This is a genomic window from Acidovorax sp. JHL-3 (assembly GCF_000526295.1).
Classification (GTDB): Bacteria; Pseudomonadota; Gammaproteobacteria; order Burkholderiales; family Burkholderiaceae_C; genus Acidovorax; species Acidovorax defluvii.
In genome coordinates this window covers 2,040,001-2,061,795 of the sequence record NZ_JAFU01000001.1, presented here as the reverse complement: position 1 = coordinate 2,061,795, position 21,795 = coordinate 2,040,001, and the positions used below count along the sequence as shown (strand labels likewise).

18 protein-coding genes and 2 rRNA genes (1 of these 20 only partly in view) are annotated in these 21,795 nt (G+C 61.8%); 8 read left to right on the top strand and 12 right to left on the bottom strand.

Annotated features, from left to right (window positions below; genetic code table 11):
• Positions 1 to 72: 72 nt before the first annotated feature.
• The gene (locus tag K226_RS0109705) at positions 73 to 522 is read right to left on the bottom strand and encodes a CBS domain-containing protein (protein ID WP_024814620.1); all 450 of its coding nucleotides are present in this window, start codon (positions 520 to 522) and stop codon (positions 73 to 75) included.
• 96 nt (positions 523 to 618) lie between these two features.
• Here K226_RS0109705 and K226_RS0109700 point away from each other — a divergent pair, with 96 nt between their 5' ends.
• Together K226_RS0109700 and K226_RS0109695 are read left to right on the top strand one after the other, a co-directional pair.
• Positions 619 to 1,929 (top strand): O-acetylhomoserine aminocarboxypropyltransferase, encoded by a 1,311-nt coding sequence (locus K226_RS0109700; RefSeq protein WP_024814619.1) that lies wholly within the window; start codon positions 619 to 621, stop codon positions 1,927 to 1,929.
• A gap of 2 nt (positions 1,930 to 1,931) precedes the next feature.
• Positions 1,932 to 2,741: an alpha/beta fold hydrolase gene (locus tag K226_RS0109695; protein ID WP_024814618.1), complete on the top strand. Its 810-nt coding sequence runs from the start codon at positions 1,932 to 1,934 to the stop codon at positions 2,739 to 2,741.
• A gap of 123 nt (positions 2,742 to 2,864) precedes the next feature.
• On the opposite strand, the gene K226_RS0109690 is transcribed toward K226_RS0109695, so the two are convergent.
• Complete coding sequence (locus K226_RS0109690; protein ID WP_024814617.1) at positions 2,865 to 4,115, bottom strand: YihY family inner membrane protein; 1,251 nt, start codon at positions 4,113 to 4,115, stop codon at positions 2,865 to 2,867.
• A 266-nt stretch (positions 4,116 to 4,381) separates the two neighbouring features.
• Between K226_RS0109690 and K226_RS0109685 the strand changes: the two genes are divergently transcribed.
• The 6 genes from K226_RS0109685 to xth all read left to right on the top strand — a co-directional run bounded on the left by K226_RS0109685 (position 4,382) and on the right by xth (position 9,865).
• Positions 4,382 to 4,807, top strand: a complete 426-nt coding sequence (locus K226_RS0109685; protein ID WP_024814616.1) for a DUF2069 domain-containing protein — start codon at positions 4,382 to 4,384, stop codon at positions 4,805 to 4,807.
• A gap of 60 nt (positions 4,808 to 4,867) precedes the next feature.
• Positions 4,868 to 6,289 (top strand): FAD-binding oxidoreductase, encoded by a 1,422-nt coding sequence (locus K226_RS0109680; RefSeq protein ID WP_024814615.1) that lies wholly within the window; start codon positions 4,868 to 4,870, stop codon positions 6,287 to 6,289.
• The gene (locus tag K226_RS0109675) at positions 6,286 to 7,359 is read left to right on the top strand and encodes a metallophosphoesterase (RefSeq protein WP_024814614.1); all 1,074 of its coding nucleotides are present in this window, start codon (positions 6,286 to 6,288) and stop codon (positions 7,357 to 7,359) included. Before K226_RS0109680 ends, K226_RS0109675 begins: the two co-directional genes overlap by 4 nt.
• A gap of 138 nt (positions 7,360 to 7,497) precedes the next feature.
• Positions 7,498 to 8,343: a thymidylate synthase gene (locus K226_RS0109670; protein WP_024814613.1), complete on the top strand. Its 846-nt coding sequence runs from the start codon at positions 7,498 to 7,500 to the stop codon at positions 8,341 to 8,343.
• A gap of 175 nt (positions 8,344 to 8,518) precedes the next feature.
• A complete protein-coding gene (locus K226_RS0109665; protein WP_024814612.1) occupies positions 8,519 to 9,007 on the top strand; it encodes a dihydrofolate reductase in 489 nt (162 codons plus the stop codon).
• Between the two features lie 81 nt (positions 9,008 to 9,088).
• Entirely contained in the window at positions 9,089 to 9,865 is a 777-nt protein-coding gene (xth, locus tag K226_RS0109660; protein ID WP_024814611.1) for an exodeoxyribonuclease III, read from the top strand.
• Positions 9,866 to 9,958: 93 nt separating this feature from the next.
• Here the strand turns inward: xth and K226_RS0109655 are convergent, their stop codons facing one another.
• The 10 genes from K226_RS0109655 to K226_RS0109610 form a co-directional block, all read right to left on the bottom strand.
• Complete coding sequence (locus K226_RS0109655; protein ID WP_024814610.1) at positions 9,959 to 10,891, bottom strand: PA2169 family four-helix-bundle protein; 933 nt, start codon at positions 10,889 to 10,891, stop codon at positions 9,959 to 9,961.
• A 216-nt stretch (positions 10,892 to 11,107) separates the two neighbouring features.
• Positions 11,108 to 12,757: a nitrogen regulation protein NR(I) gene (gene ntrC, locus K226_RS0109650; RefSeq protein WP_024814609.1), complete on the bottom strand. Its 1,650-nt coding sequence runs from the start codon at positions 12,755 to 12,757 to the stop codon at positions 11,108 to 11,110.
• Positions 12,758 to 12,808: 51 nt separating this feature from the next.
• Positions 12,809 to 13,831: a nitrogen regulation protein NR(II) gene (glnL, locus tag K226_RS0109645; RefSeq protein ID WP_024814608.1), complete on the bottom strand. Its 1,023-nt coding sequence runs from the start codon at positions 13,829 to 13,831 to the stop codon at positions 12,809 to 12,811.
• A 68-nt stretch (positions 13,832 to 13,899) separates the two neighbouring features.
• Positions 13,900 to 14,409, bottom strand: coding sequence for a hypothetical protein (locus tag K226_RS0109640; RefSeq protein WP_024814607.1), 510 nt, complete (start codon positions 14,407 to 14,409; stop codon positions 13,900 to 13,902).
• Between the two features lie 211 nt (positions 14,410 to 14,620).
• Entirely contained in the window at positions 14,621 to 16,036 is a 1,416-nt protein-coding gene (gene glnA, locus K226_RS0109635) for a type I glutamate--ammonia ligase (protein ID WP_024814606.1), read from the bottom strand.
• A gap of 164 nt (positions 16,037 to 16,200) precedes the next feature.
• Complete coding sequence (locus K226_RS0109630) at positions 16,201 to 17,025, bottom strand: molybdopterin-binding protein (protein WP_024814605.1); 825 nt, start codon at positions 17,023 to 17,025, stop codon at positions 16,201 to 16,203.
• Positions 17,022 to 17,939, bottom strand: a complete 918-nt coding sequence (locus K226_RS0109625) for an EI24 domain-containing protein (RefSeq protein ID WP_081739351.1) — start codon at positions 17,937 to 17,939, stop codon at positions 17,022 to 17,024. Before K226_RS0109625 ends, K226_RS0109630 begins: the two co-directional genes overlap by 4 nt.
• Before the next feature lie 47 nt (positions 17,940 to 17,986).
• Positions 17,987 to 18,736: a 16S rRNA pseudouridine(516) synthase gene (locus K226_RS19310; protein ID WP_051463468.1), complete on the bottom strand. Its 750-nt coding sequence runs from the start codon at positions 18,734 to 18,736 to the stop codon at positions 17,987 to 17,989.
• A gap of 111 nt (positions 18,737 to 18,847) precedes the next feature.
• Positions 18,848 to 18,960: ribosomal RNA gene (gene rrf, locus K226_RS0109615) — 5S ribosomal RNA — on the bottom strand.
• A 160-nt stretch (positions 18,961 to 19,120) separates the two neighbouring features.
• A 23S ribosomal RNA gene (locus K226_RS0109610) occupies positions 19,121 to 21,795 on the bottom strand (it continues 204 nt past the right edge of the window).

Here is a 21,795-nt window from a genome sequence, read left to right as displayed (position 1 = left end):
TCCCCCTTTCCGCGTTGCGCAGCAATGCGAGAGAAGGGGGAAGGCGCCGAAGGCGACTGAGGGGTTGTCGCCTCAGGGGGTTGTCTTTTCCTCCGGCCAGTCGCGGATGTAGGCCTTGAGCATCTTGTTCTCGAAATTCTGGGCGTCCACCACGGCCTTGGCCACATCGTAGAAGCTGATCACGCCCATGAGCATTTTCTTGTCCATCACCGGCATGTAGCGCGCGTGGCGATCGAGCATCATGCGGCGCACCTCGTCCATGTCGGTTTCGAGCGTGCAGGTCAGGGGATGGTCGTCCATGGCCGAGCGTACGCGCAGGGCACCCACGCTGCCGCCGTTGCGCACGGTGGCCTGGATCACTTCGCGGAAGGTGAGCATGCCCACCAGGTCGCCCAGCTCCATCACCACCAGCGAGCCGATGTCTTTTTCAGCCATCACGCTCAAGGCAACGGCAAGGGGTTCGTCCGGTGTCACGGTGTAGAGGGTGTTCCCCTTGACGCGAAGGATGTCGCTGACTTTCATGGTGTTGTCTCCGAGGGCGCGCTGGGCGCAACAGGCTGATTCACGGCAAATATAGCCCACAATGCCCGGCTGCACAGACAACCTTGGAGACACAAGATGCCCGGTTACTCCGACCCCGGCTTTGACACGCTGGCGCTGCACGCAGGCGCCTCGCCCGACCCCGCCACCGGCGCGCGTGCCGTGCCCATCCACCTGACCACCTCGTTCGTTTTTGAATCGAGCGAACACGCCGCCTCGCTGTTCAACCTCGAACGTCCGGGCCATGTCTACAGCCGCATCAGCAACCCCACCAATGCCGTGCTGGAGCAGCGTGTGGCGGCACTCGAAGGCGGTGTGGGCGCCATCACCACGGCCAGCGGCCAGGCGGCCCTGCACCTGGCCGTCGCCACGCTGATGGGCGCTGGCAGCCACATCGTGGCCAGCACGGCGCTGTATGGCGGCTCGCAGAACCTGCTGCACTACACCCTCAGCCGCTTCGGCATTGAAACCACCTTTGTGAAGCCCGGCGACATTGATGCCTGGCGCGCGGCCGTGCGCCCCAACACCAAGCTGTTCTTTGGCGAAACCGTGGGCAACCCTGGCCTGGAGGTGCTGGACATCCCCACCGTTTCTTCAATAGCCCACGAGGCCGGCGTACCGCTGCTGGTGGACTCCACCCTCACCTCGCCGTGGCTCATCAAGCCGTTCGAGCATGGCGCAGACCTGGTCTACCACTCGGCCACCAAGTTCCTGTCGGGCCACGGCACCGTGGTGGGCGGCATCGTGGTCGACGGCGGCAGCTTTGACTGGGATGGCCCGAAATCCGCCGGCAAGTTTGCCGAGCTGACCCAACCCTACGACGGTTTTCACAACATGGTGTTCACCGAAGAAAGCAGCGTGGGCGCCTTTCTGCTGCGCGCCCGCCGCGAGGGCCTGCGCGACTTTGGCGCCTGCATGAGCCCGCACACCGCCTGGCTCATCCTGCAGGGCATCGAAACCCTGCCCCTGCGTATGCAGCAGCACATGCGCAACACCGAAAAAGTGGTGGAGTTTCTGGCAGCACAACCCTTTGTAGCGCGCGTGGGCCACCCCATGCTGGCATCGCACGGGAGCCACGCGCTCGCGCAAAAGCTGCTGCCACGCGGCGCTGGCTCGGTGTTCAGCTTTGACCTCAAGGGCAACCGCGAGCAGGGCAAGAAGTTCATCGAAACCCTCAAGGTCTTCAGCCACCTGGCCAACGTGGGCGACTGCCGCAGCCTGGTGATCCACCCGGCCAGCACCACGCACTTCCGCATGAGCGACGAGGCCCTGGCCGATGCGGGCATCACCCAGGGCACGATCCGCCTGTCCATTGGCCTGGAAGATGCCGATGACCTGATCGACGATCTCAAGCGCGCGCTGAAAGCCGCCGAGAAAGCGGGGGCCTGACCATGCACATTCAAGTCAACGGCGCTGCCATTTATTGCTACACCGGCGGCAAGGCGTTTGATGCCGCCAAGCCCACGGTGGTGTTCATCCACGGCGTGCTCAACGACCACAGCGTGTGGGCCTTGCAAAGCCGCTACATGGCCAACCACGGCTGGAACGTGCTGGCCGTCGATCTGCCCGGCCATTGCCGCAGCGGCGGCGATGCGCCGGCCAGCGTCGAGCAAGGCGCTGCGTTTGTGGCGGCGCTGCTCGATGCCCTGGGCATTGACCGCGCCGCGCTGATCGGCCACAGCTGGGGCTCGCTGATTGCGCTGGAAGCGGCAGCCCAGCTGGGCCCACGCGTGAGCCATCTGGTGCTGGTGGGCACGGCCTACCCCATGAAAGTGTCGCCCGCACTCATTGAATCGGCATTGAACGAGCCCGAGAAGGCGCTGCGCATGGTCAACGTGTTCTCGCGCAGCACGCTGGCACCGCCCTCGGGTGCGGGCTTTTGGGTGTATGGCGCGGGCATGGCGTTGGGCCGCAAGGTGCTGCGCAGCAACCCGCAGGTCAACCTGTTTCACCGGGGCTTCGTGGCCTGTGACCGCTATGCCAACGGCGAACAGGCCATGGCCCAGGTGCAGTGCCCGGTGCTGTTTGCGCTGGGGGCACAAGACCAGATGACGGCACCCAAGGCCGCGCAGGGGCTGATCGCCATTGCCCGCAACGCGGGCCGGGCCGTACAGGTGGTCAACCTGCCCGTTGGGCACCACCAGATGACCGAGGCCCCCGACGGCACGCTGATGGCCATCCGGGATTTTCTCGCCCGCTGAACACCGGCCATCACCCTGCCGGCGGCCAATCCGCTGGCAGAGCATGGTGGCGAGGTGCTCACCGTTTTTCCGAATAATACAAGTCAAAAATGCCGCTAGCGCTTATCCAGAAAGCGCTATCAGCTATTCTTTTTGAAGCAAATCCGACAGATGCAGTTGCGCTAACCCGGCGTTGCTCCACAGCGGCTCCAGGCTGCCGGAGCGGTCCAGCAGCAGGCGCTGCAGCAAAGGCGCCAGCAGGGTTCGTTCGGGATCGGCCAGCAGCACATAGCGCGGCTCGGGGTCGTCGGCCGCGCTTTGCGCCGGGTCGCTGGTGCGCCCCGCCCAGTCCAGCGCGGTCAGGGCATCGAGCACCGGCGCCAGTTGCAGCACATCCACGCGCAGCAGCTGCGCGAGCTGGCTGGCACGCAGGCCTTTGCCGATGTGGCGGCGCGCGCGCTGCAGCTCCTGCAGCACCTCCACCGCCAGCTGAAAAGTCCAGCCCGGCACCGTGCCGCGCCGCGCGACGCCGGCAAGCAGGCTGGGCAGGTAGGCCGCCACCACCGCCCCCAGCAGCACGATGACCCACGCCACATAGATCCACACCAGCAAAATGGGCAGCGTGGCAAAGGTGCCATACACCACCGAATAGGTGGGCACCTTGCCCAGGTAAATGGCCAGCACCTTCTTGGCCAGCTCGATACACACTGCCACAAACAGGCCGCCCGCCCAGGCGTGGCGCCATTTCACGGGCGTGTTGGGCACATAGTGGTAGAGCGCCGCCATGCCCAATGCCAGCACCAGGAACTCGATGGAGTCGAACAGCAGGCGCAGGCCATCGGGCACGGCCCGCACCAGCCCGCCCGAGGCCGACATCACATACGACGTGAGCGCCAGGCTGGCACCCAGCACCACGGGCCCCAGCGTGATCGCGGCCCAATAAATCAGCACCCGCTGGCCCAGCGGCCGCAGACGCCGCACGCGCCAGATGTTGTTGAGGGTGCGGTCAATGGTCAAAATCAGCGCCAGCGCCGTCACCAGCAAAATGCTGAACCCCGCCACCCCCAGCCGGCTGGCCTGGGCAGCAAACTGCGTGAGGTAGCCCAGCACCTGGCGCGAGATGCTGTCGGGCACCAGGCTGTCCACCAGCCAGCGCTGCAGCACCACCTGCAGCTCGCCGAAAATGGGAAAGGCCGTGAACAAGGCCAGCGCCACGGTCACAAAAGGAACCAGGGCCAGGATGGTGGTGAAGGTGAGGCTGCTGGCCGTCAGGCCCAGGCGGTCTTCACGAAACCGCTCGCGCAGCGTCTGGGCGGTGGTTGCCCAGGGAAAGCGCGACAACTCGGCCACCAAAGCCTGCAGGCGCTGGACCACGGTCTGTGGGGTCAAGGACATGGCCGATATGATCCTAGGCCCGGCCACGGGCCGTTTGGTTACTGTAAAAACGCTGCATGGACACGGATTATTGATGGATCCGGCCCGTTGAAATCTCCAATACCGCTCAGGCGGTTCAGGCGGTGCTTGTCGAAGCCCTTCGACAAGTTCCGGGTGAGGGGTTCAACGGGCATCGGACCGAATTGCATTGATCGAGCGCGCATTGTGGGCCCAACCACCTGGCTTGTGCGCCACCGGCACCGCCCATTTTTCTGACAACACACGCCATGAACCTTTCCTTGTCCCCCCCTGGCAACGCCGTTGCCGCCACCCGCTGGCTGGCCGCAGGCAGCCTGCTGGCGCTGATTGCGCTGTGCCTGGCCTGGGAGCTGTTGCTGGCACCGCTGCGTCCCGGTGGTTCGTGGCTGGCGCTCAAGGCGCTGCCACTGTGCGTTCCGCTGGCCGGCATCCTCAAAAACCGCATGTACACCTACCGCTGGGTCAGCCTGGTGATCTGGTTGTATTTCATTGAAGGCGTGGTGCGCGCCTGGAGCGACGCCCGGCCCAGCTCATGGCTGGCAATGGGCGAGATCGTGCTGTGCCTGGTGCTTTTCACGGCCTGCACGCTGCATGTGCGGCTGCGCCAGCGCAACGCCCGGGTGCACGCGCAGGCACAGGCCATTGCAGAAACCACGCCTGCGGTTTCGCAGTAACCAGCCCCTGCGCCGCCCGCACGCACCAAAACCCACTGACCGATCACCTGAAAGACCACCATGTCGAACCTGATTGACGCCCTGCAACGCATAGTGGGTGCCCCCCATGTCCTGACCGACGGCGACCTCAGCGCCTGGGAACAGGACTGGCGCCGCCGCGAGCACGGCAAGGCGCTGGCCGTGGTGCGCCCGGGCAACACCGACGAGGTGGCGGCCGTGGTGCGTGCCTGCGCCGCTGCAGGCACATCCATCGTGCCGCAGGGCGGCAACACCGGTCTGGCCGTGGGCTCGACACCCGACACCTCGGGCACGCAGGTGGTGCTGAGCCTTGCGCGCATGAACACAGTGCGCGCCCTCGACAAGGACAACCTCACCATGACGGTGGATGCCGGCTGCATCCTGCAGAACGTGCAGGACGCGGCCAGCCAGGCGGGGCTTTTGTTCCCCCTGTCGCTGGCGGCCGAGGGCAGCTGCACCATCGGCGGCAACCTGGGCACCAATGCGGGCGGCACGCAGGTGGTGCGCTATGGCAACGCCCGCGACCTGTGCGTGGGCCTCGAAGTGGTCACGCCGCAGGGCGAGGTGTGGAACGGCCTCAAGGGCCTGCGCAAGGACAACACGGGCTACGACCTGCGCGACCTGTTCATTGGCAGCGAAGGCACGCTGGGCGTCATCACCGCCGCCACGCTCAAGCTCTATCCCCGGCCCGCCGCGCAGCTCACCGCCTGGGCCGCTGTGCCCTCGATGGAACATGCCGTGGCACTGCTGGGCCTGGCGCACCAGCACCTGGGCGCGGGGCTCACGGGCTTTGAAGTGATGGGCCGCTTTGCCCTGGGCCTGGTGCACAAGCACATGCCACAGTTGCGCGTGCCTTTTATCGAGCAGGAGGACGTGCCTTATGGCGTTTTGCTGGAAAACTCCGACAGCGAGTCCGAAGACCACGCGCGTGCACGCTTTGAGGCGCTGCTCGAAACCGCTTTCGAGGCCGGCTGCGTAACCGACGCCGTGGTGGCAGAAAACCTCTCGCAGGCGCACAACCTGTGGCATATCCGCGAGAACATTCCGCTGGCACAGGCGGAAGAAGGGCTCAACATCAAGCACGACATCTCGGTGCCCATTTCCCGCATTCCGGCGTTTGTCGAATATGCCGACGCCATGATGGTGCGCGAGATTCCTGGCGTGCGCCTGGTCAACTTCGGCCACCTGGGCGACGGCAATCTGCACTACAACGTGCAGGCCCCCGAGGGCGGCGACGCCAAGGCCTTCCTGCGCGAGCAGGAAGAGCGGGTGAACCACCTCGTCTACGAGGCGGTGGCGCAGTTCGGCGGCTCGTTCTCGGCCGAGCACGGCATTGGCGCACTGAAGGTGGACAAGCTGGAGAAATATCAGTCGCCCACGGCGCTGGCCATGATGCGCGCCATCAAGGCGGCGCTCGATCCGCGGGGCACCATGAACCCGGGGCGCGTGCTGGGCACCGCATGAGCCTCATCCAAGACCTGCCCCCGGGACCGCTCGACATCGTCGGCGACATCCATGGCGAAATCGACGCGCTGCACTCGCTGCTGGCCCACCTGGGCTACGACGCCCAGGGGCGGCACCCGGATGGCCGCACGCTGGTCTTTGTGGGTGACTTTTGCGACCGGGGCCCCGACAGCCCTGCGGTGCTCGCGCGGGTGGCGCACCTGGTGGCCAGCGGCCGCGCCGTGGCCGTGATCGGCAACCACGAGATCAACCTGCTGCGCAACGACGCCAAAGATGGCGCCGGGTGGTACTTCGATGCCCGCCTGGCGTCCGACCACGACAAATACGCACCCTTTGCCCGCCCTACGGCCAGTCAGCGCGCCGCCATCGTGGCGTTTCTGGGCACGCTGCCCGTGGCACTGGAGCGGCCAGACCTGCGCATCGTGCACGCCGCATGGCTGCCCGCCCAGATTGCCGCAGTGCGCCAGTTGCCGCCCGGCAGCGTCCGCGCCGAGTACGACCACTGGGAAGCCGAGGTGCGCCGGCAGGCGCAAGACGGCACACTGGCCCGGCGCATGGCCACCGAGCGCCAGCAGTGGCCGCACGACCTGGAAGACCCGCTGCACAAGCCGCCGTTTTTGCAGGCCCATGCCGACAACGAGCTGCTCAAGGCCATGCTGAACCCGCTCAAGGTACTCACCTCGGGGGTCGAACGCCAGGGCACCGACCCTTTTCATGCGGGCGGAAAATGGCGCTTTGTCGAGCGCATGGCATGGTGGGACAGCTACACCGACGCCACCCCGGTGGTGATGGGCCACTACTGGCGGCGCCCCGTCGTGCCCACACCCGATGCCCTGGCCGCCCTGACACCCGAAGAGGCAGGCCTGTTTGGCCACACGCCGCCCTTTGCCTGGCACGGCCAGCGCCACAACGTCTTTTGCGTGGACTACTCGGTCGGCGGACGCTGGCGGGCGCGCAAGGCCGGCACGCCCCACGACCCGCAATACCAGCTGGCCGCACTGCGCTGGCCCGAACGCACGCTGCTGTTCGAGAACGGAACAACCGTAGCCACCACGGGGTTTGGCTCCTGAGACGTCCCGGGCACACCCCGCAGCCCGGCCGCCCCGCTGCCACGACACCCGCCCAGGCCATCGGTGGCACACTATCGGCCCCGACGGCACAGCCCGCCGCCGCCCTTTGTCAAACGCTTCCAACGCCTGGTTTTTCCCATGACTTTCGCCCCAACCCAGCGCCCCGTCCGCACGCAATACGAAGACTTCATGCGCCATGTGTTCACGCACGGCGTGGACAAAGGCGACCGCACGGGCACGGGCACCAAGAGCGTTTTTGGCCACCAGATGCGCTTTGACCTGCGCGAGGGTTTTCCGCTGGTCACCACCAAAAAGGTGCACCTCAAGAGCATCATCGTGGAGCTGCTGTGGTTCCTCACCGGGTCGAGCAGCAACCTCTGGCTCAAAGAGCGCGGCGTCACGATCTGGGACGAATGGGCGCGCCCCGATGGCGACCTCGGCCCGGTCTATGGCGTGCAGTGGCGCAGCTGGCCCACGCCCGACGGTGGCCACATTGACCAGATCAGCCAGGTAATCGACACGCTCAAGACCAACCCCGACTCGCGCCGCATCATCGTGAGCAGCTGGAACGTGGCCGAGCTGCACAAAATGGCGCTGATGCCGTGCCATGCCTTTTTCCAGTTTTATGTGGCCCCCGCCACCACACCCGGCGGCAAGGGCACCCTGAGCTGCCAGCTTTACCAGCGCAGCGCCGACATCTTTTTGGGCGTGCCCTTCAACATCGCCAGCTACGCGCTGCTCACGCACATGGTGGCGCAGCAGTGCGACCTGGAGGTGGGCGACTTCATCTGGACCGGCGGCGACTGCCATATCTACAGCAACCACACCGAGCAGGTGCAAACGCAGCTGGCGCGCACGCCCTACCCCTACCCCACGCTGCACATCAAGCGCCGGCCCGACAGCATCTTTGACTACCAGTTCGAAGACTTCGAGGTTGTCGGCTACGAGCACCACCCGGCCATCAAGGCGCCGGTGGCGGTGTGAAGTGAAGCACCCCCCTGAGTCGCCTTCGGCGCCTTCCCCCCGCTCTCGCAGCGCTGCGCGCCACGGGCAGGGGGACGCCGCCAGCGCGGCGGGGCGGCCCTTGCGCGGCGGCACTGGACTGCGGCGCGCCGGTTTCTTACGCAGCCGATACAGCGTTTGATGAATGGACAACCACATGGACATCGCTCTCATCTACGCGCGCGCCGCCAATGGAGTCATCGGCAAGGACGGCACCATGCCCTGGCACTTGCCGGAAGACCTGGCGCATTTCAAACGCCTCACGCTGGGCTGCCCGGTCATCATGGGGCGCAAGACCTGGGACTCGCTGCCCGAGCGCTTTCGCCCCCTGCCGGGGCGCATCAACATCGTCATCACGCGCCAGCCCGATTGGCATCAAGATGGCGTGCAGCGCGCATCCAGCCTGCGCGAGGCGCTACAGTTTTGTGCTTCTTCTGAAACCGTGTGGGTGATGGGCGGCGCGCAAATCTACGCCCAGGCCCTGCCACTGGCCCAGCGCATCGAAGTCACCGAAATTGCGCAAAACGTGGACGGCGATGCTTACGCGCCCGTGCTCGGCCCCGAATGGACCGAAGCCGCACGCGAGGACCACACCAGCGCCAGCGGGGTGCCGTTCAGCTTTGTACGCTACGTGCGCGCCGCCTGACAGCGCAGCACCTTCAACACCAATCACTCATTTATTGATAGCTAATAGCGCTTAATGGATAAGGGCTAAAGGCCAAAAACCATGCAAATTGCCACCTGGAACGTGAATTCTCTGTCGGTGCGCCTGCCCCAGGTGCTTCAATGGCTGGCCGCCAACCCGGTGGACGCGCTGTGCCTGCAAGAGCTCAAGCTCACCGACGACAAATTTCCGCACGATGCGCTCCAGGCCGCGGGCTATGAAGCGGCCGCCTTCGGGCAAAAAACCTACAACGGCGTTGCGATTTTGAGCCGCCACCCGCTGCGCGATGTGGTGCGCAACATTCCGGGCTTTGGGGACGAGCAGGCCCGCGTGATCGCTGCCACGCTGGACACCCCCACAGGCCCGCTGCGGTTGATCAATGGCTATTTTGTGAACGGACAGGAGCCGGGCTCCGAAAAGTTTGCCTACAAGATGCGCTGGCTGCAGGCACTGCAGGACATGGTGCGCGCCGAAATGACAGCGCATCCGCGCCTGGTATTGGTGGGTGACTTCAACGTGGCGCCGCAAGACCGCGACTCTTACGACCCCGTGGGTCTGCGCGAAACCATTCACCACACCACTGAAGAGCGGGCGCACTTCCAGGCCCTGCTGGCGCTGGGGCTGACAGATGCCTACCGCATGTTCGAGCAGCCCGAAAAAAGCTATTCGTGGTGGGACTACCGGATGCTGGGCTTTCAGAAAAACCGGGGCCTGCGCATCGACCACATTCTGGTGAGTGAGGCCTTGCGCGGCTCGGTGAGCGCCTGCACCATCGACCGCGCCCCACGCAAAAACCCCCAGCCAAGTGACCACGCTCCGGTAGTGGTGACATTGGGCTGAGGATTGCAGGCAAAGCCGCGCACGACGCCTTGTGATGGCAACGCAAGCCGCCGCAATGTGCACCGATACCCACGGCATCGGCGCTTTGCTCAGTTAGCGCGACACGGCGGCGAAGCGATCGCGCAGCGCCCGGACTTCATCGTGATTGCGCCGGGCTCCCTGGGCCTGGCGCTCGATCAGGGCGCGCACTTCAAAGGGCAGCGTGGCTTTGAGGGCCGCCCGGTAACGCGCCACGGCAGCGTCTTCTCCTCGCTCGCACTCTTCCAGCACGGCCTTGTCGTCCTGCGTGCTCAGCGCTGTCTTGACCGACACCCAGCCCCGATGCAGCGCACCGGCCACTGTGCCACCGCTGGCAGGCTCGCCACCCCGGGTGCGGACTTCACGCTCCAGTTCAGCGGCAGCCACCGCACATTCGCGCGCGTGCCGGTTGAAAATTTCCTTCAGGTCGGCGGCGTCTGTGTTTTCGGCGCAGGCCTTGAAGCCGTATTCGCCGTCGCGGCACGATTCAAGCAAATCGTTCAGCACACTGATCACGCCATCTTGGTCAACCACCTGCGCCGAACGAACCCGCGCTGCGCGGTCCCACGCTGCGCGCGTGGCGGGACGCACATCGGTCCGCGACAGACCAGAATCGGCATGGCGGGCGCGCCAGTCATCGGCCAGGCGCGGCTCGATGGCGTCAAAGTCACCGTCGTAGCGGGTCACCGAGCTCCAGCCCAGCTCATACGCCGGCTGGTATTGCTCATAAGTGCGGCCACTGACGTAATAGGGTTCACGAACATAGGCATCGCGCCAGTACGCGTCTTCATGGGTAGGGTTCAGCGCCTCAGCAGCGGCCTTGCCTGCAAGCCCACCTGCGACGGCGCCGACCACACCGCCCACAGCCGCCCCGGCTGGGCCCGCCATTGCGCCCACGGCAGCACCGGTGGCGGCTCCACCCATGGCAGCGCCCAGCCCGGTTCCGACGGGGTGTGCACCCGGTTCGTTGGTCAGGGGGTCACGGTTGGCCTGGTTGTATTCCGACATGAAAATCTCCGGTTGGTTAACAGTGATTTCATTGTCAGAAGCGAGAGCGGCCCCGCGGGTCGGCCCATGGAGAACATGCCTGTAGGACGATGCCCGCATGGCACGCCCGCCCAGCGCGTTGCCTTTGGACACCACCCTGCCCCGCTGGCAGAGCGTGTCAACTCACTATCTTATTAATAGCTACAAGCGCTTGCCACACAAGCGCACAAAGGCCATTTACCCCTCATCCGGTGCATCAAGCCCCAATTCCTGAATTTTGCGGGTGATGGTGTTGCGGCCTATGCCCAGCCGCTGCGCAGCTTCCATGCGCCGGCCATGCGTGGCTGCCAGCGCAGTGCGGATCAGGCGCGATTCAAACCGCCGCGTGAGGGCATCCCACACCTCGGGCTGACCGCCCGCCAGCAGCCTTTGCGCTTCGCTTTCCAGCGCGTGCTCCCAGCCACCGTTTGTTGTGCCATTTGCCGTGCCATTGATAGTGACATTGGCCCCGCCATACCCGTTGACCGGCGCCGCCCCATCGTCCCTGGAAAGGTGGGTTGCGCCCGACCCGGCAGTAGCTTGAGGTACCGATTCAGTCGCTGTGCCCGAAGCCACCGTTGCAATGGTCGCAACCTCAGGGGACTCGTGGCGCTCGGCCACCACCGCCGCGGCAGGCCCTGACACGCCACGCGTGGTCGGCTGGTAAACGGGCGCTTCCAGTACCTCGGGCGGCAGGTCTTGGAGCGAGATCACCTGGGCTGGCGCCATCACCGTCAGCCAGTGGCAGATGTTCTCCAGCTGGCGCACGTTGCCCGGAAACGCAAACTGTTCCAGCCGCGCGAGGGCCGATTCGGCAATGCGCTTGGGCTCTACACCCAGCTGACGCGCGCTTTGCTGCAAAAAGTGGCGCGTGAGCATGGGTACGTCCTCGTGCCGCTCGCGCAGCGCAGGCAGACGAAGGCGGATCACGTTGAGGCGGTGGAACAAGTCTTCGCGAAAGCCGCCTTCCTTGACGCGCTTTTCCAGGTCCTGGTGGGTGGCAGCAATCACGCGCACATGCGCCTTCACGGCCGCGTGGCCGCCCACACGGTAAAACTGGCCGTCCGACAGCACGCGCAGCAGGCGGGTTTGCAGATCAAACGGCATGTCGCCGATTTCATCAAGAAACAGCGTGCCGCCCTCGGCCTGCTCGAATCGGCCGCGCCGCTGGGTTTGTGCACCCGTGAAGGCGCCGCGCTCGTGGCCAAACAACTCGGATTCGAGCAGATCCTTCGGGATGGCAGCGGTGTTGATGGCCACAAAGGGGCCGTCTGCGCAGGGCGAATGCTTGTGCAGGGCACGGGCCACCAGCTCTTTGCCCGATCCCGATTCACCCGTGATCAGCACCGTGACCTGGCTCTGGCTCAGTCGGCCGATAGCGCGGAACACGTCCTGCATGGCGGGCGCCTGGCCCAGCATTTCCGCGTTGACGGCCTGGCGCTCTTCGGTGACTTCCTCGCGCTGGCTTTCTTCGACTGCACGGCGGATCAGCTCCACGGCCTTGGGCAGATCGAACGGCTTGGGCAGGTATTCAAAAGCCCCGCGCTGAAAGGCCGAGACGGCGCTGTCCAGATCGGAATACGCCGTCATGATGATGACGGGCAGCCCTGGCTGCAATTCGCGCACTTTTTCCAGCAGCTGCAACCCCGAGCCACCGGGCATACGGATGTCACTGACCAGAATCTGGGGGCCTTGCCGCGCGGGGTCGCCCGCGGGGATCTGGGTCAGTGCTTCCAGCACCTCGCGGGGGTTCGTGAAACTGCGCGTGGGCAGGTTCTCGCGGGCCAGCGCCTTTTCCAGGACGAAGCGGATCGAGGGGTCGTCATCTACTATCCAGATCGGCTTCATATGTTTTTCTTACCTTCCCTGTGGTTGCGTGTCAGGGACCATCATGCGCTGTCAAGGCAAGGGGATCAGGAATCGGAAGTCGGTGCGCCCCGGTACGCTGTCGCATTCGATCAACCCATGGTGGCGCTGCACGAAGGTTTGCGCCAACGTAAGCCCCAGCCCTGATCCGCCGTCCCGGCCCGACACCAGAGGGTAAAAAATACGCTCCTTGATGGCATCGGGCACGCCCGGTCCGTTGTCAATGACATGCAATTCCAGTGCCAACCGATAGCGCTGGCGACCAAACGTTACCTGTCGGGCCACTCGGGTGCGCAGCGTGATCACCGCATCCCCCGCAGCAATGCGCTCTGTGAGGGCCTGGGCAGCGTTTTGCACCACATTGAGCAGCGCCTGAATGAGCTGCGCGCGGTCGCCACGGAATTCGGGGATGGAGGTGTCGTAGTCGCGCTGCACCTTGAGGCCCTGCGGATACTCGACGAGCACCAGCGAGCGCACGCGCTCACACACCTCATGGATATTGACGTCTCCCACCAGATGCGGATGGCGGTGGGGCGCCAGGAGCCGGTCTACCAGGCTTTGCAGGCGGTCGGCCTCATGGATGATGACCTGGGTGTATTCGGTGAGCTCGCGGCTTTCCAGCTCCATCTCCAGCAGCTGCGCCGCACCGCGGATGCCGCCCAGGGGATTTTTGATTTCGTGGGCCAGGTTGCGAATCAGTTCCTTGTTGGCCTGGGCCTGGTCGCGCAGGCGCTCTTCGCGATCCTGGCGGGCGTGCTGTTCCAGGGGCCATAGCTCCACCAGAATTTCGCCCACCTGCTCGGCATCGGCCACGTTGACATGCACGGGCACAGGCTCCTGGTGCAGGCGCTTGAGGCTGGCTTCATAGCGGAGCGCAGCAAAGTCCCTGCCGCGCGCACCGGCCAATGCCGTCTGCAGCAGCGCCGGGTCGGTAAAGAAAGAAGAAAAATCTGCCCCTTCCAGCGTGCGCCGCGACAAACCCAGCGTGTTCTCCAGCGCCGCATTGGCAAACTGCACGGCACCGTCCGAGCGCAGCACCGCCACCAGTGTGGACATCAGGTCCAGCGAGTGAAAGCGCTCTGTTTCTGCTGCGAGTGAATCAGGCACCGAGCGCTCCACCCTGTTTACTTGGCACCGCTGGAGGGGGCGACGCGTGCCAGTTCACGCCGGATTCCGGCCAGATCACTCTCGCTGCGCGCCACGCTCGCCTTGAGCTCGGCAGTGCGCTCCATGTAAAGCTGGGGATTGCGCAACTCCAGCGCATTGCGCACGGGTGCGCCGTCGTTGTATTCCCTCAACAAATCGGCATGGCGCGCCTCGGCCTTGCGCAGCTCGGACTCCAGAATGGCACGCGCATCGGCATCGCGGGCGCGCTGGTCATTGTTGTCGATCCGAGGGGCTCCGGCTGGCGAGGCGGTGGCCCCACTCGGCGCCGCAGCGCCCGATGCCTTGGGGCTGGGGCGGACACCCTGTATCACGGTGACGTTTCCGCCCTCGACCAGCTTGCAGCCGCGCTCCTTGGCCTGTGCGGCGTTGTTGGTGTATTCGTTGCCGCAGCGATAAATGCGGTCCTGCGCCCAAGCGGCGGGTGCCATGGCAGCGATGACTATCAGGGTAGTGAGCGTTTTTTTCATTCAGTTTCCTCGCACTTGCTAGGCAGGGGTGTTGTTGAGTATCCCCTAATCACCGCGCATCACCAATTGGGCAGCCGTAGCCACCACAGGCTATTGTGGAAGGATGCAACAGATGATGGCTTGGTTCCGGATCCAGCCCCCAACCTACCGTGGCACCATGAAAAAAGGCGGCTTGCGCCGCCTTTGGATGCAATGGCCTGCGGGCAGGCGATTAGAGCGAGTAGTACATGTCGTATTCGACCGGATGCACGGCCATGCGAAAACGCGTGACTTCGGTCATCTTCAGCTCAATGTAGGCGTCGATCATGCTCTCGGAGAACACACCACCCTTGGTCAGGAAGCCGCGGTCCTTGTCCAGCGCTTCCAGCGCTTGGTCGAGACTGTGGCACACAGTCGGCACCAACTTGTCTTCCTCCGGCGGCAGATGGTACAGATCCTTCGTGGCCGCTTCGCCGGGATGGATCTTGTTTTCCACGCCGTCCAGACCCGCCATCAGCAGGGCGGCAAAGCCCAGGTAGGGGTTCATGAGCGGATCGGGGAAGCGGGCTTCCACACGGCGACCCTTGGGGTTGGCCACGTAAGGAATGCGGATCGAGGCAGAACGGTTCTTGGCCGAATAAGCCAGCTTCACCGGTGCTTCGAAGTGGGGCACCAGGCGCTTGTAGCTGTTGGTGCCGGGGTTGGTGATGGCGTTCAGCGCACGGGCGTGCTTGATGATGCCGCCGATGTAGTACAGCGCAAAGTCCGACAGACCTGCATAGCCGTCGCCTGCGAAAAGGTTTTTGCCGTCTTTCCAGACCGACTGGTGCACATGCATACCCGAACCGTTGTCACCGTGGTAGGGCTTGGGCATGAAGGTGGCGGTCTTGCCGTAGGCATTGGCAACGTTATGGATCACATACTTTTGCAGCATGGTCCAGTCGGCGCGTTCGACCAAGGTGCTAAAACGCGTGCCGATTTCGTTCTGGCCTGCACCCGCCACTTCGTGGTGGAACACTTCAACCGGAATGCCCAGAGATTCGAGGATCAGCGACATTTCAGCGCGCATGTCTTGCGTGCTGTCGACCGGCGGCACGGGGAAGTAACCACCCTTGACCGTGGGACGGTGCCCCCGGTTGCCACCTTCAAGCTTGGCGCCGGTGTTCCACGGTGCTTCGTACTCTTCGATTTCGTAGAAGGTGTTGTTGGGCTCGGTGCTCCAGCGCACGCCGTCGAAAATGAAGAACTCGGGCTCGGGACCGAAGAATGCCGTGTCACCCAGACCAGAGGCCTTCAGGTACGCTTCGGCCCGCTTGGCGACCGAGCGGGGATCGCGGTCATACGACTTCCCATCGCTGGGCTCGATCACGTCACAGGTCAGGATCAGCGTCGTTTCTTCGAAAAACGGGTCGATATTGGCCGAATTCGGGTCGGGAATCAGCTGCATATCGGAGGCTTCGATCCCCTTCCATCCGGCAATTGAAGAGCCGTCAAAGGCATGGCCCGAAATAAACTTGTCTTCGTCAAAATGCGAGACGGGCACCGTGGTGTGGTGCTGTTTGCCACGGGTATCGGTAAAGCGGAAGTCCACGAATTTGACTTCGTTTTCCTTCACCAGTTTCATCACGTCTGCAACGGTCTTGGCCATCAGGTTCTCCTGGGTAAAGCGCTTGTTAAAAAATCTTCCAAACGAAAAGCAGTTTGCGTGCCAGGTCAGTGCTTTCATGCACAGGGACGGAGCACTCAAGGTGATACAAGAGTACTTCGGCACCCCGCCTCACCAAAACAGTGCACGCAAGCGTGCAAAGACGACTACCGGAGTTTTCGCACCAATTCAGGGCCGCAATTCGCACCAACATCGTGCAACCCCGCCAGCAAATCTGTCCAAGCGGCCGGAACGTCCGCTGCAGATCCCTTCACGCCCAATTCTATGTGGCGCCCGTATTGTGGATGATCGACGCTGGGCAGACTGAATACCCGGATGTCGGGGTGCTGCTGCTCAATGCGCTCCATCAGGGGTGCGAGCGCCGACTCCATGGCACCAAAGACAATGACAGACTGCTCTGTCTGCGGAGACCGATTGAAAAGGTGTGGGTATTCATGGTCCAGCACCCACTCGATCATGGGCCATGCCATCACCGGGAATCCCGGCACGAAATGCACTGCGCCGCCTCCGGGGCCGTTGCAGCTGAAACCAGGGATTTTGTTGTAAGGATTGGGCACAATGCGTGCGCCCTCCGGGAACACCCCCATATTGAGGCGATGTACGTTGTCCGGCCGATCTGTCTCGTAAGGCACGCCCTGCTCGCGGGCGGTGCCCTGCATGCGCTCGCGGATAAGCACCTCGGCCTGGGGGTGCAACACCAGATCCACACCCAACGCCCTTGCCGCGCACTGGCGCGTGTGGTCGTCGGGGGTGGCGCCAATCCCGCCGCACGAGAAGACGATATCGGCTGACGAGAATGCACGGTGCAGCGTGGCCGTGATGCGCTCGGGGCAGTCGCCCACGTAGTCGGCATACGACAGGGCCAGTCCGCGCGCTGACAGCAACTCGATGACCTTTGGCATGTGCTTGTCAGCACGCTTGCCCGAGAGAATTTCATCCCCCACGATGATCAGGCCGATATGCGAATTCATGGCATTTTGTTTTCTGAAGTGAAGGCGGCAGGGGTGAAGTCAGAACTGGCCGCAATGGCAACAGCGGCTGGATCGCCGACAGGGACAACCGATGCAGACAGCGCACTACCCTCAGAACGCAAACGCTCCAGAGCGGCAAGGCAATAGTGTGCAAACCAGAGGGACGAAAACGCAAAAACCAGGGTGTAAATCCAGATCGCCAGTGGCACCAAAATGAAAAAAGCGGCGGCAAAAATAACCCCCGAGGCCCATACAAGACTTGGCGCAGCCCCCAAATACCCGGTCAATATGCCAATCCCCAATAAACGGGTTCGATGGCGTTGCAAAATCTCACGGCGCTCTTCCTTGCTGGCATGTTCAGCCAGCGCATCAAACGCCATCACACGGTAGGTCAGCCAACCCCAGATCAACGGCGGCAGTACCAGCACCAAAGGCGGCACCAGCCACAATGGCACAGACACTACCAGTGCAAGAACCGCCAAAAAGCTGGAGCCCAGTGACCACACTGCGCTCGCCCAGAATGAGCCACCCTTCTTTCGTTCGAGATGGGGAAAACGGCGTTGCGCTACCAGTGCGACCAATGCAGGTGTCATCAGCAGCGCTACCGCCAGCAGCGAAAACACCACCAATACGGGTGTCACCGCCAGAATAACCATGAGAGGCGCCACGACTGCGGTCACGTCACCCACGCCCCAAGTCTGCAGCCAATCCCAAAAGGCCGTGAGCAGACTAGAAGACTCCAGCAACGAGCGCATGCCCCTTACAGCGCCATCCCAGCAAAAATAGCCCCAGGCACCGCCCAGCACCCCGATCAGCAGCAAGGGCGCCAACGACAGCATGATCACGCGCGGGCGCAAGCAATACACCGCCGCACGCCAGAAAGAATCAACCAAGAGTCCCATGTTCATTAGCATACCCCGGGCTTCAGCGTACTCCGGCAATCTGTCCCATCGTGACCCCCTCAGGAAGTGGGTGTCAGCTTCAGCAGGTCAGCGGAAGAAAGCCATTTCCACTGTCCCGGGGCCAAGTCAGAGGGAAGTTCAAGTGTTCCGATCCGCGAGCGATGCAACGCCTCAACGCGATTCCCCACAGCGGCCAGCATACGCTTAACCTGGTGGTACTTTCCTTCTGTCAGGGTGAGATCCAGACAATCGCTGCCTACAGCAATGCAGGCGGCGGCACGCACGGGTTTGGGGTCATCATCCAGCACAACGCCTGCCAACAGTCTCTCAATTTGCTGATCGTCCACAGGATGTTTGGTCACCACACGGTAGACCTTGGGCACATGCTTTTTCGGTGAGCTCATGCGATGGATGAATTGCCCATCATCACTGAGTAACAAAAGGCCGGTCGTATCCTGATCAAGACGTCCCACAGCTTGCACACCCTGAATGGCACTCTTGCACGGGCGCTGCCGCAGCGGTGCTGGAAGCAAAGTGTAGATGCTTGGATACGTAGACGGTTTCTGCGAACACTCCGTGCCCGCAGGCTTGTGCAGCATCACATAAGCTTTGGCGTGATAGGGCCACTCCACCCCCTGAACACGCAACCGCAGGTCAGCAATGTCGAGATCCAGCGTTGCCTCGGTACAGGGGATGAAGGGAGCGAGAGGATCCAGGCGAGCAGTCTCTACCCACCCATGTTGCACCAAGCCCGCGCATACACGGCGAGTACCAAACCCTTGGGAGTACAAAATATCTTGAAGTTGCATAGCTCTCTGCTGACAGGGTTACCGCTTCGTTTCACTATAAATAAAGTGCGTACTGCCAAAGCAGAAACGCCCCCTTCTGATCACAGAGGGGGGCGTTGCTGGGCTGTAAGAGCCTGACGATGACCTACTTTCACACGGGAACCCGCACTATCATCGGCGCAAAGTCGTTTCACTGTCCTGTTCGGGATGGGAAGGAGTGGTACCAACTTGCTATGGTCATCAGGCATAACTGAGTGCTGAGCTGTTACTGGAAGAGCTCGGCGAATTCATAGAGTTTGGAATCAGATTGTGTGTTTTTTTGAATGCGTCAACTTGGCATAACAATCTTTGAAGAGAATGTCTGACACATCTTTGGGGGATGTGAAGACAGGCTGTCAAAGTTATAGGGTCAAGCCGCACGAGCAATTAGTATCAGTTAGCTTAACGCATTACTGCGCTTCCACACCTGACCTATCAACGTCCTGGTCTTGAACGACTCTTTAGGGGGCTCAAGGCCCCGGCAGATCTCATCTTGAAACGAGTTTCCCGCTTAGATGCTTTCAGCGGTTATCTCTTCCACACTTAGCTACTCGGCAATGCCACTGGCGTGACAACCGATACACCAGAGGTGTGTCCACTCCGGTCCTCTCGTACTAGGAGCAGGCTTCCTCAAATCTGCAGCGCCCACGGAAGATAGGGACCAAACTGTCTCACGACGTTTTAAACCCAGCTCACGTACCTCTTTAAATGGCGAACAGCCATACCCTTGGGACCGGCTACAGCCCCAGGATGAGATGAGCCGACATCGAGGTGCCAAACACCGCCGTCGATATGAACTCTTGGGCGGTATCAGCCTGTTATCCCCAGAGTACCTTTTATCCGTTGAGCGATGGCCCTTCCATACAGAACCACCGGATCACTATGTCCTGCTTTCGCATCTGCTCGACTTGTCAGTCTCGCAGTTAAGCACGCTTATGCCATTGCACTATCGTCACGATGTCCGACCGTAACTAGCGTACCTTCGAACTCCTCCGTTACGCTTTGGGAGGAGACCGCCCCAGTCAAACTGCCTACCATGCACTGTCCCCGATCCAGATAATGGACCTAGGTTAGAACCTCAAACACACCAGGGTGGTATTTCAACGTTGGCTCCATGAGATCTAGCGACCTCACTTCAAAGCCTCCCACCTATCCTACACAGATCTGTTCAAAGTCCAATACAAAGCTACAGTAAAGGTTCATGGGGTCTTTCCGTCTTTCCGCGGGGAGATTGCATCATCACAAACATTTCAACTTCGCTGAGTCTCAGGAGGAGACAGTGTGGCCATCGTTACGCCATTCGTGCAGGTCGGAACTTACCCGACAAGGAATTTCGCTACCTTAGGACCGTTATAGTTACGGCCGCCGTTTACTGGGACTTCAGTCAAGAGCTTGCACCCCATCATTTAATCTTCCAGCACCGGGCAGGCGTCACACCCTATACGTCCACTTTCGTGTTTGCAGAGTGCTGTGTTTTTATTAAACAGTCGCAGCCACCGATTTTTTGCAACCCCTTTGGGCTCGCCTTGTACAGGTTCACCTACTTGGGGCATACCTTCTCCCGAAGTTACGGTATCAATTTGCCGAGTTCCTTCTCCTGAGTTCTCTCAAGCGCCTTAGAATACTCATCTCGCGCACCAGTGTCGGTTTGCGGTACGGTCGTGTGTAGCTGAAGCTTAGTGGCTTTTCCTGGAAGCAGGGTATCACTCACTTCGGCTGCAAGCAGCCTCGTTATCACCCCTCATCTAAGCCCGGCGGATTTGCCTACCGGGCACGACTACAGGCTTGAACCAACATATCCAACAGTTGGCTGAGCTAACCTTCTCCGTCCCCACATCGCACTACACATCGGTACAGGAATATTGACCTGTTTCCCATCAGCTACGCATCTCTGCCTCGCCTTAGGGGCCGACTCACTCTACGCCGATGAACGTTGCGTAGAAAACCTTGCGCTTACGGCGAGGGGGCTTTTCACCCCCTTTAACGCTACTCATGTCAGCATTCGCACTTCTGATACCTCCAGCATCCGTTACCAGACACCTTCACAGGCCTACAGAACGCTCTCCTACCACGTGCAATAAATTGCACATCCGCAGCTTCGGTAACTGGCTTAGCCCCGTTACATCTTCCGCGCAGGACGACTCGATCAGTGAGCTATTACGCTTTCTTTAAATGATGGCTGCTTCTAAGCCAACATCCTGACTGTTTTAGCCTTCCCACTTCGTTTCCCACTTAGCCAATTTTAGGGACCTTAGCTGGCGGTCTGGGTTGTTTCCCTCTTGAGTCCGGACGTTAGCACCCGGTGCTCTGTCTCCCAAGCTGTACTCGTCGGTATTCGGAGTTTGCATAGGTTTGGTAAGTCGCCATGACCCCCTAGCCTAAACAGTGCTCTACCCCCGACGGTAATACTTGAGGCACTACCTAAATAGTTTTCGGAGAGAACCAGCTATTTCCAAGTTTGTTTAGCCTTTCACCCCTATCCACAGCTCATCCCCTAGTTTTGCAACACTAGTGGGTTCGGACCTCCAGTACCTGTTACGGCACCTTCATCCTGGCCATGGATAGATCACTTGGTTTCGGGTCTACACCCAGCGACTGATTCGCCCTATTCGGACTCGATTTCTCTACGGCTTCCCTATTCGGTTAACCTTGCCACTGAATGTAAGTCGCTGACCCATTATACAAAAGGTACGCAGTCACCCCTAAGGGCTCCTACTTTTTGTAAGCATGCGGTTTCAGGATCTATTTCACTCCCCTCCCGGGGTTCTTTTCGCCTTTCCCTCACGGTACTGGTTCACTATCGGTCGATTACGAGTATTTAGCCTTGGAGGATGGTCCCCCCATATTCAGACAGGATTTCTCGTGTCCCGCCCTACTTGTCTCTACCTTAGTACCACACGTCTGTTTTCGCATACAGGGCTATCACCTGCTATGGCCGGACTTTCCATTCCGTTTTGCTAACAGTCGTGCTATCAATAGAAGGCTCTTCCGATTTCGCTCGCCACTACTTTCGGAATCTCGGTTGATGTCTTTTCCTCGAG

Excerpts from the sequence above, each read along its gene's own strand:
- K226_RS0109705 (WP_024814620.1), bottom strand. The coding sequence starts at position 522 with ATGAAAGTCAGCGACATCCTTCGCGTCAAGGGGAACACCCTCTACACC.
- K226_RS0109700 (WP_024814619.1), top strand. The coding sequence starts at position 619 with ATGCCCGGTTACTCCGACCCCGGCTTTGACACGCTGGCGCTGCACGCA.
- K226_RS0109695 (WP_024814618.1), top strand. The coding sequence starts at position 1,932 with ATGCACATTCAAGTCAACGGCGCTGCCATTTATTGCTACACCGGCGGC.
- K226_RS0109690 (WP_024814617.1), bottom strand. The coding sequence starts at position 4,115 with ATGTCCTTGACCCCACAGACCGTGGTCCAGCGCCTGCAGGCTTTGGTG.
- K226_RS0109685 (WP_024814616.1), top strand. The coding sequence starts at position 4,382 with ATGAACCTTTCCTTGTCCCCCCCTGGCAACGCCGTTGCCGCCACCCGC.
- K226_RS0109680 (WP_024814615.1), top strand. The coding sequence starts at position 4,868 with ATGTCGAACCTGATTGACGCCCTGCAACGCATAGTGGGTGCCCCCCAT.
- K226_RS0109675 (WP_024814614.1), top strand. The coding sequence starts at position 6,286 with ATGAGCCTCATCCAAGACCTGCCCCCGGGACCGCTCGACATCGTCGGC.
- K226_RS0109670 (WP_024814613.1), top strand. The coding sequence starts at position 7,498 with ATGACTTTCGCCCCAACCCAGCGCCCCGTCCGCACGCAATACGAAGAC.
- K226_RS0109665 (WP_024814612.1), top strand. The coding sequence starts at position 8,519 with ATGGACATCGCTCTCATCTACGCGCGCGCCGCCAATGGAGTCATCGGC.
- xth (WP_024814611.1), top strand. The coding sequence starts at position 9,089 with ATGCAAATTGCCACCTGGAACGTGAATTCTCTGTCGGTGCGCCTGCCC.
- K226_RS0109655 (WP_024814610.1), bottom strand. The coding sequence starts at position 10,891 with ATGTCGGAATACAACCAGGCCAACCGTGACCCCCTGACCAACGAACCG.
- ntrC (WP_024814609.1), bottom strand. The coding sequence starts at position 12,757 with ATGAAGCCGATCTGGATAGTAGATGACGACCCCTCGATCCGCTTCGTC.
- glnL (WP_024814608.1), bottom strand. The coding sequence starts at position 13,831 with ATGTCCACACTGGTGGCGGTGCTGCGCTCGGACGGTGCCGTGCAGTTT.
- K226_RS0109640 (WP_024814607.1), bottom strand. The coding sequence starts at position 14,409 with ATGAAAAAAACGCTCACTACCCTGATAGTCATCGCTGCCATGGCACCC.
- glnA (WP_024814606.1), bottom strand. The coding sequence starts at position 16,036 with ATGGCCAAGACCGTTGCAGACGTGATGAAACTGGTGAAGGAAAACGAA.
- K226_RS0109630 (WP_024814605.1), bottom strand. The coding sequence starts at position 17,025 with ATGAATTCGCATATCGGCCTGATCATCGTGGGGGATGAAATTCTCTCG.
- K226_RS0109625 (WP_081739351.1), bottom strand. The coding sequence starts at position 17,939 with ATGCTAATGAACATGGGACTCTTGGTTGATTCTTTCTGGCGTGCGGCG.
- K226_RS19310 (WP_051463468.1), bottom strand. The coding sequence starts at position 18,736 with ATGCAACTTCAAGATATTTTGTACTCCCAAGGGTTTGGTACTCGCCGT.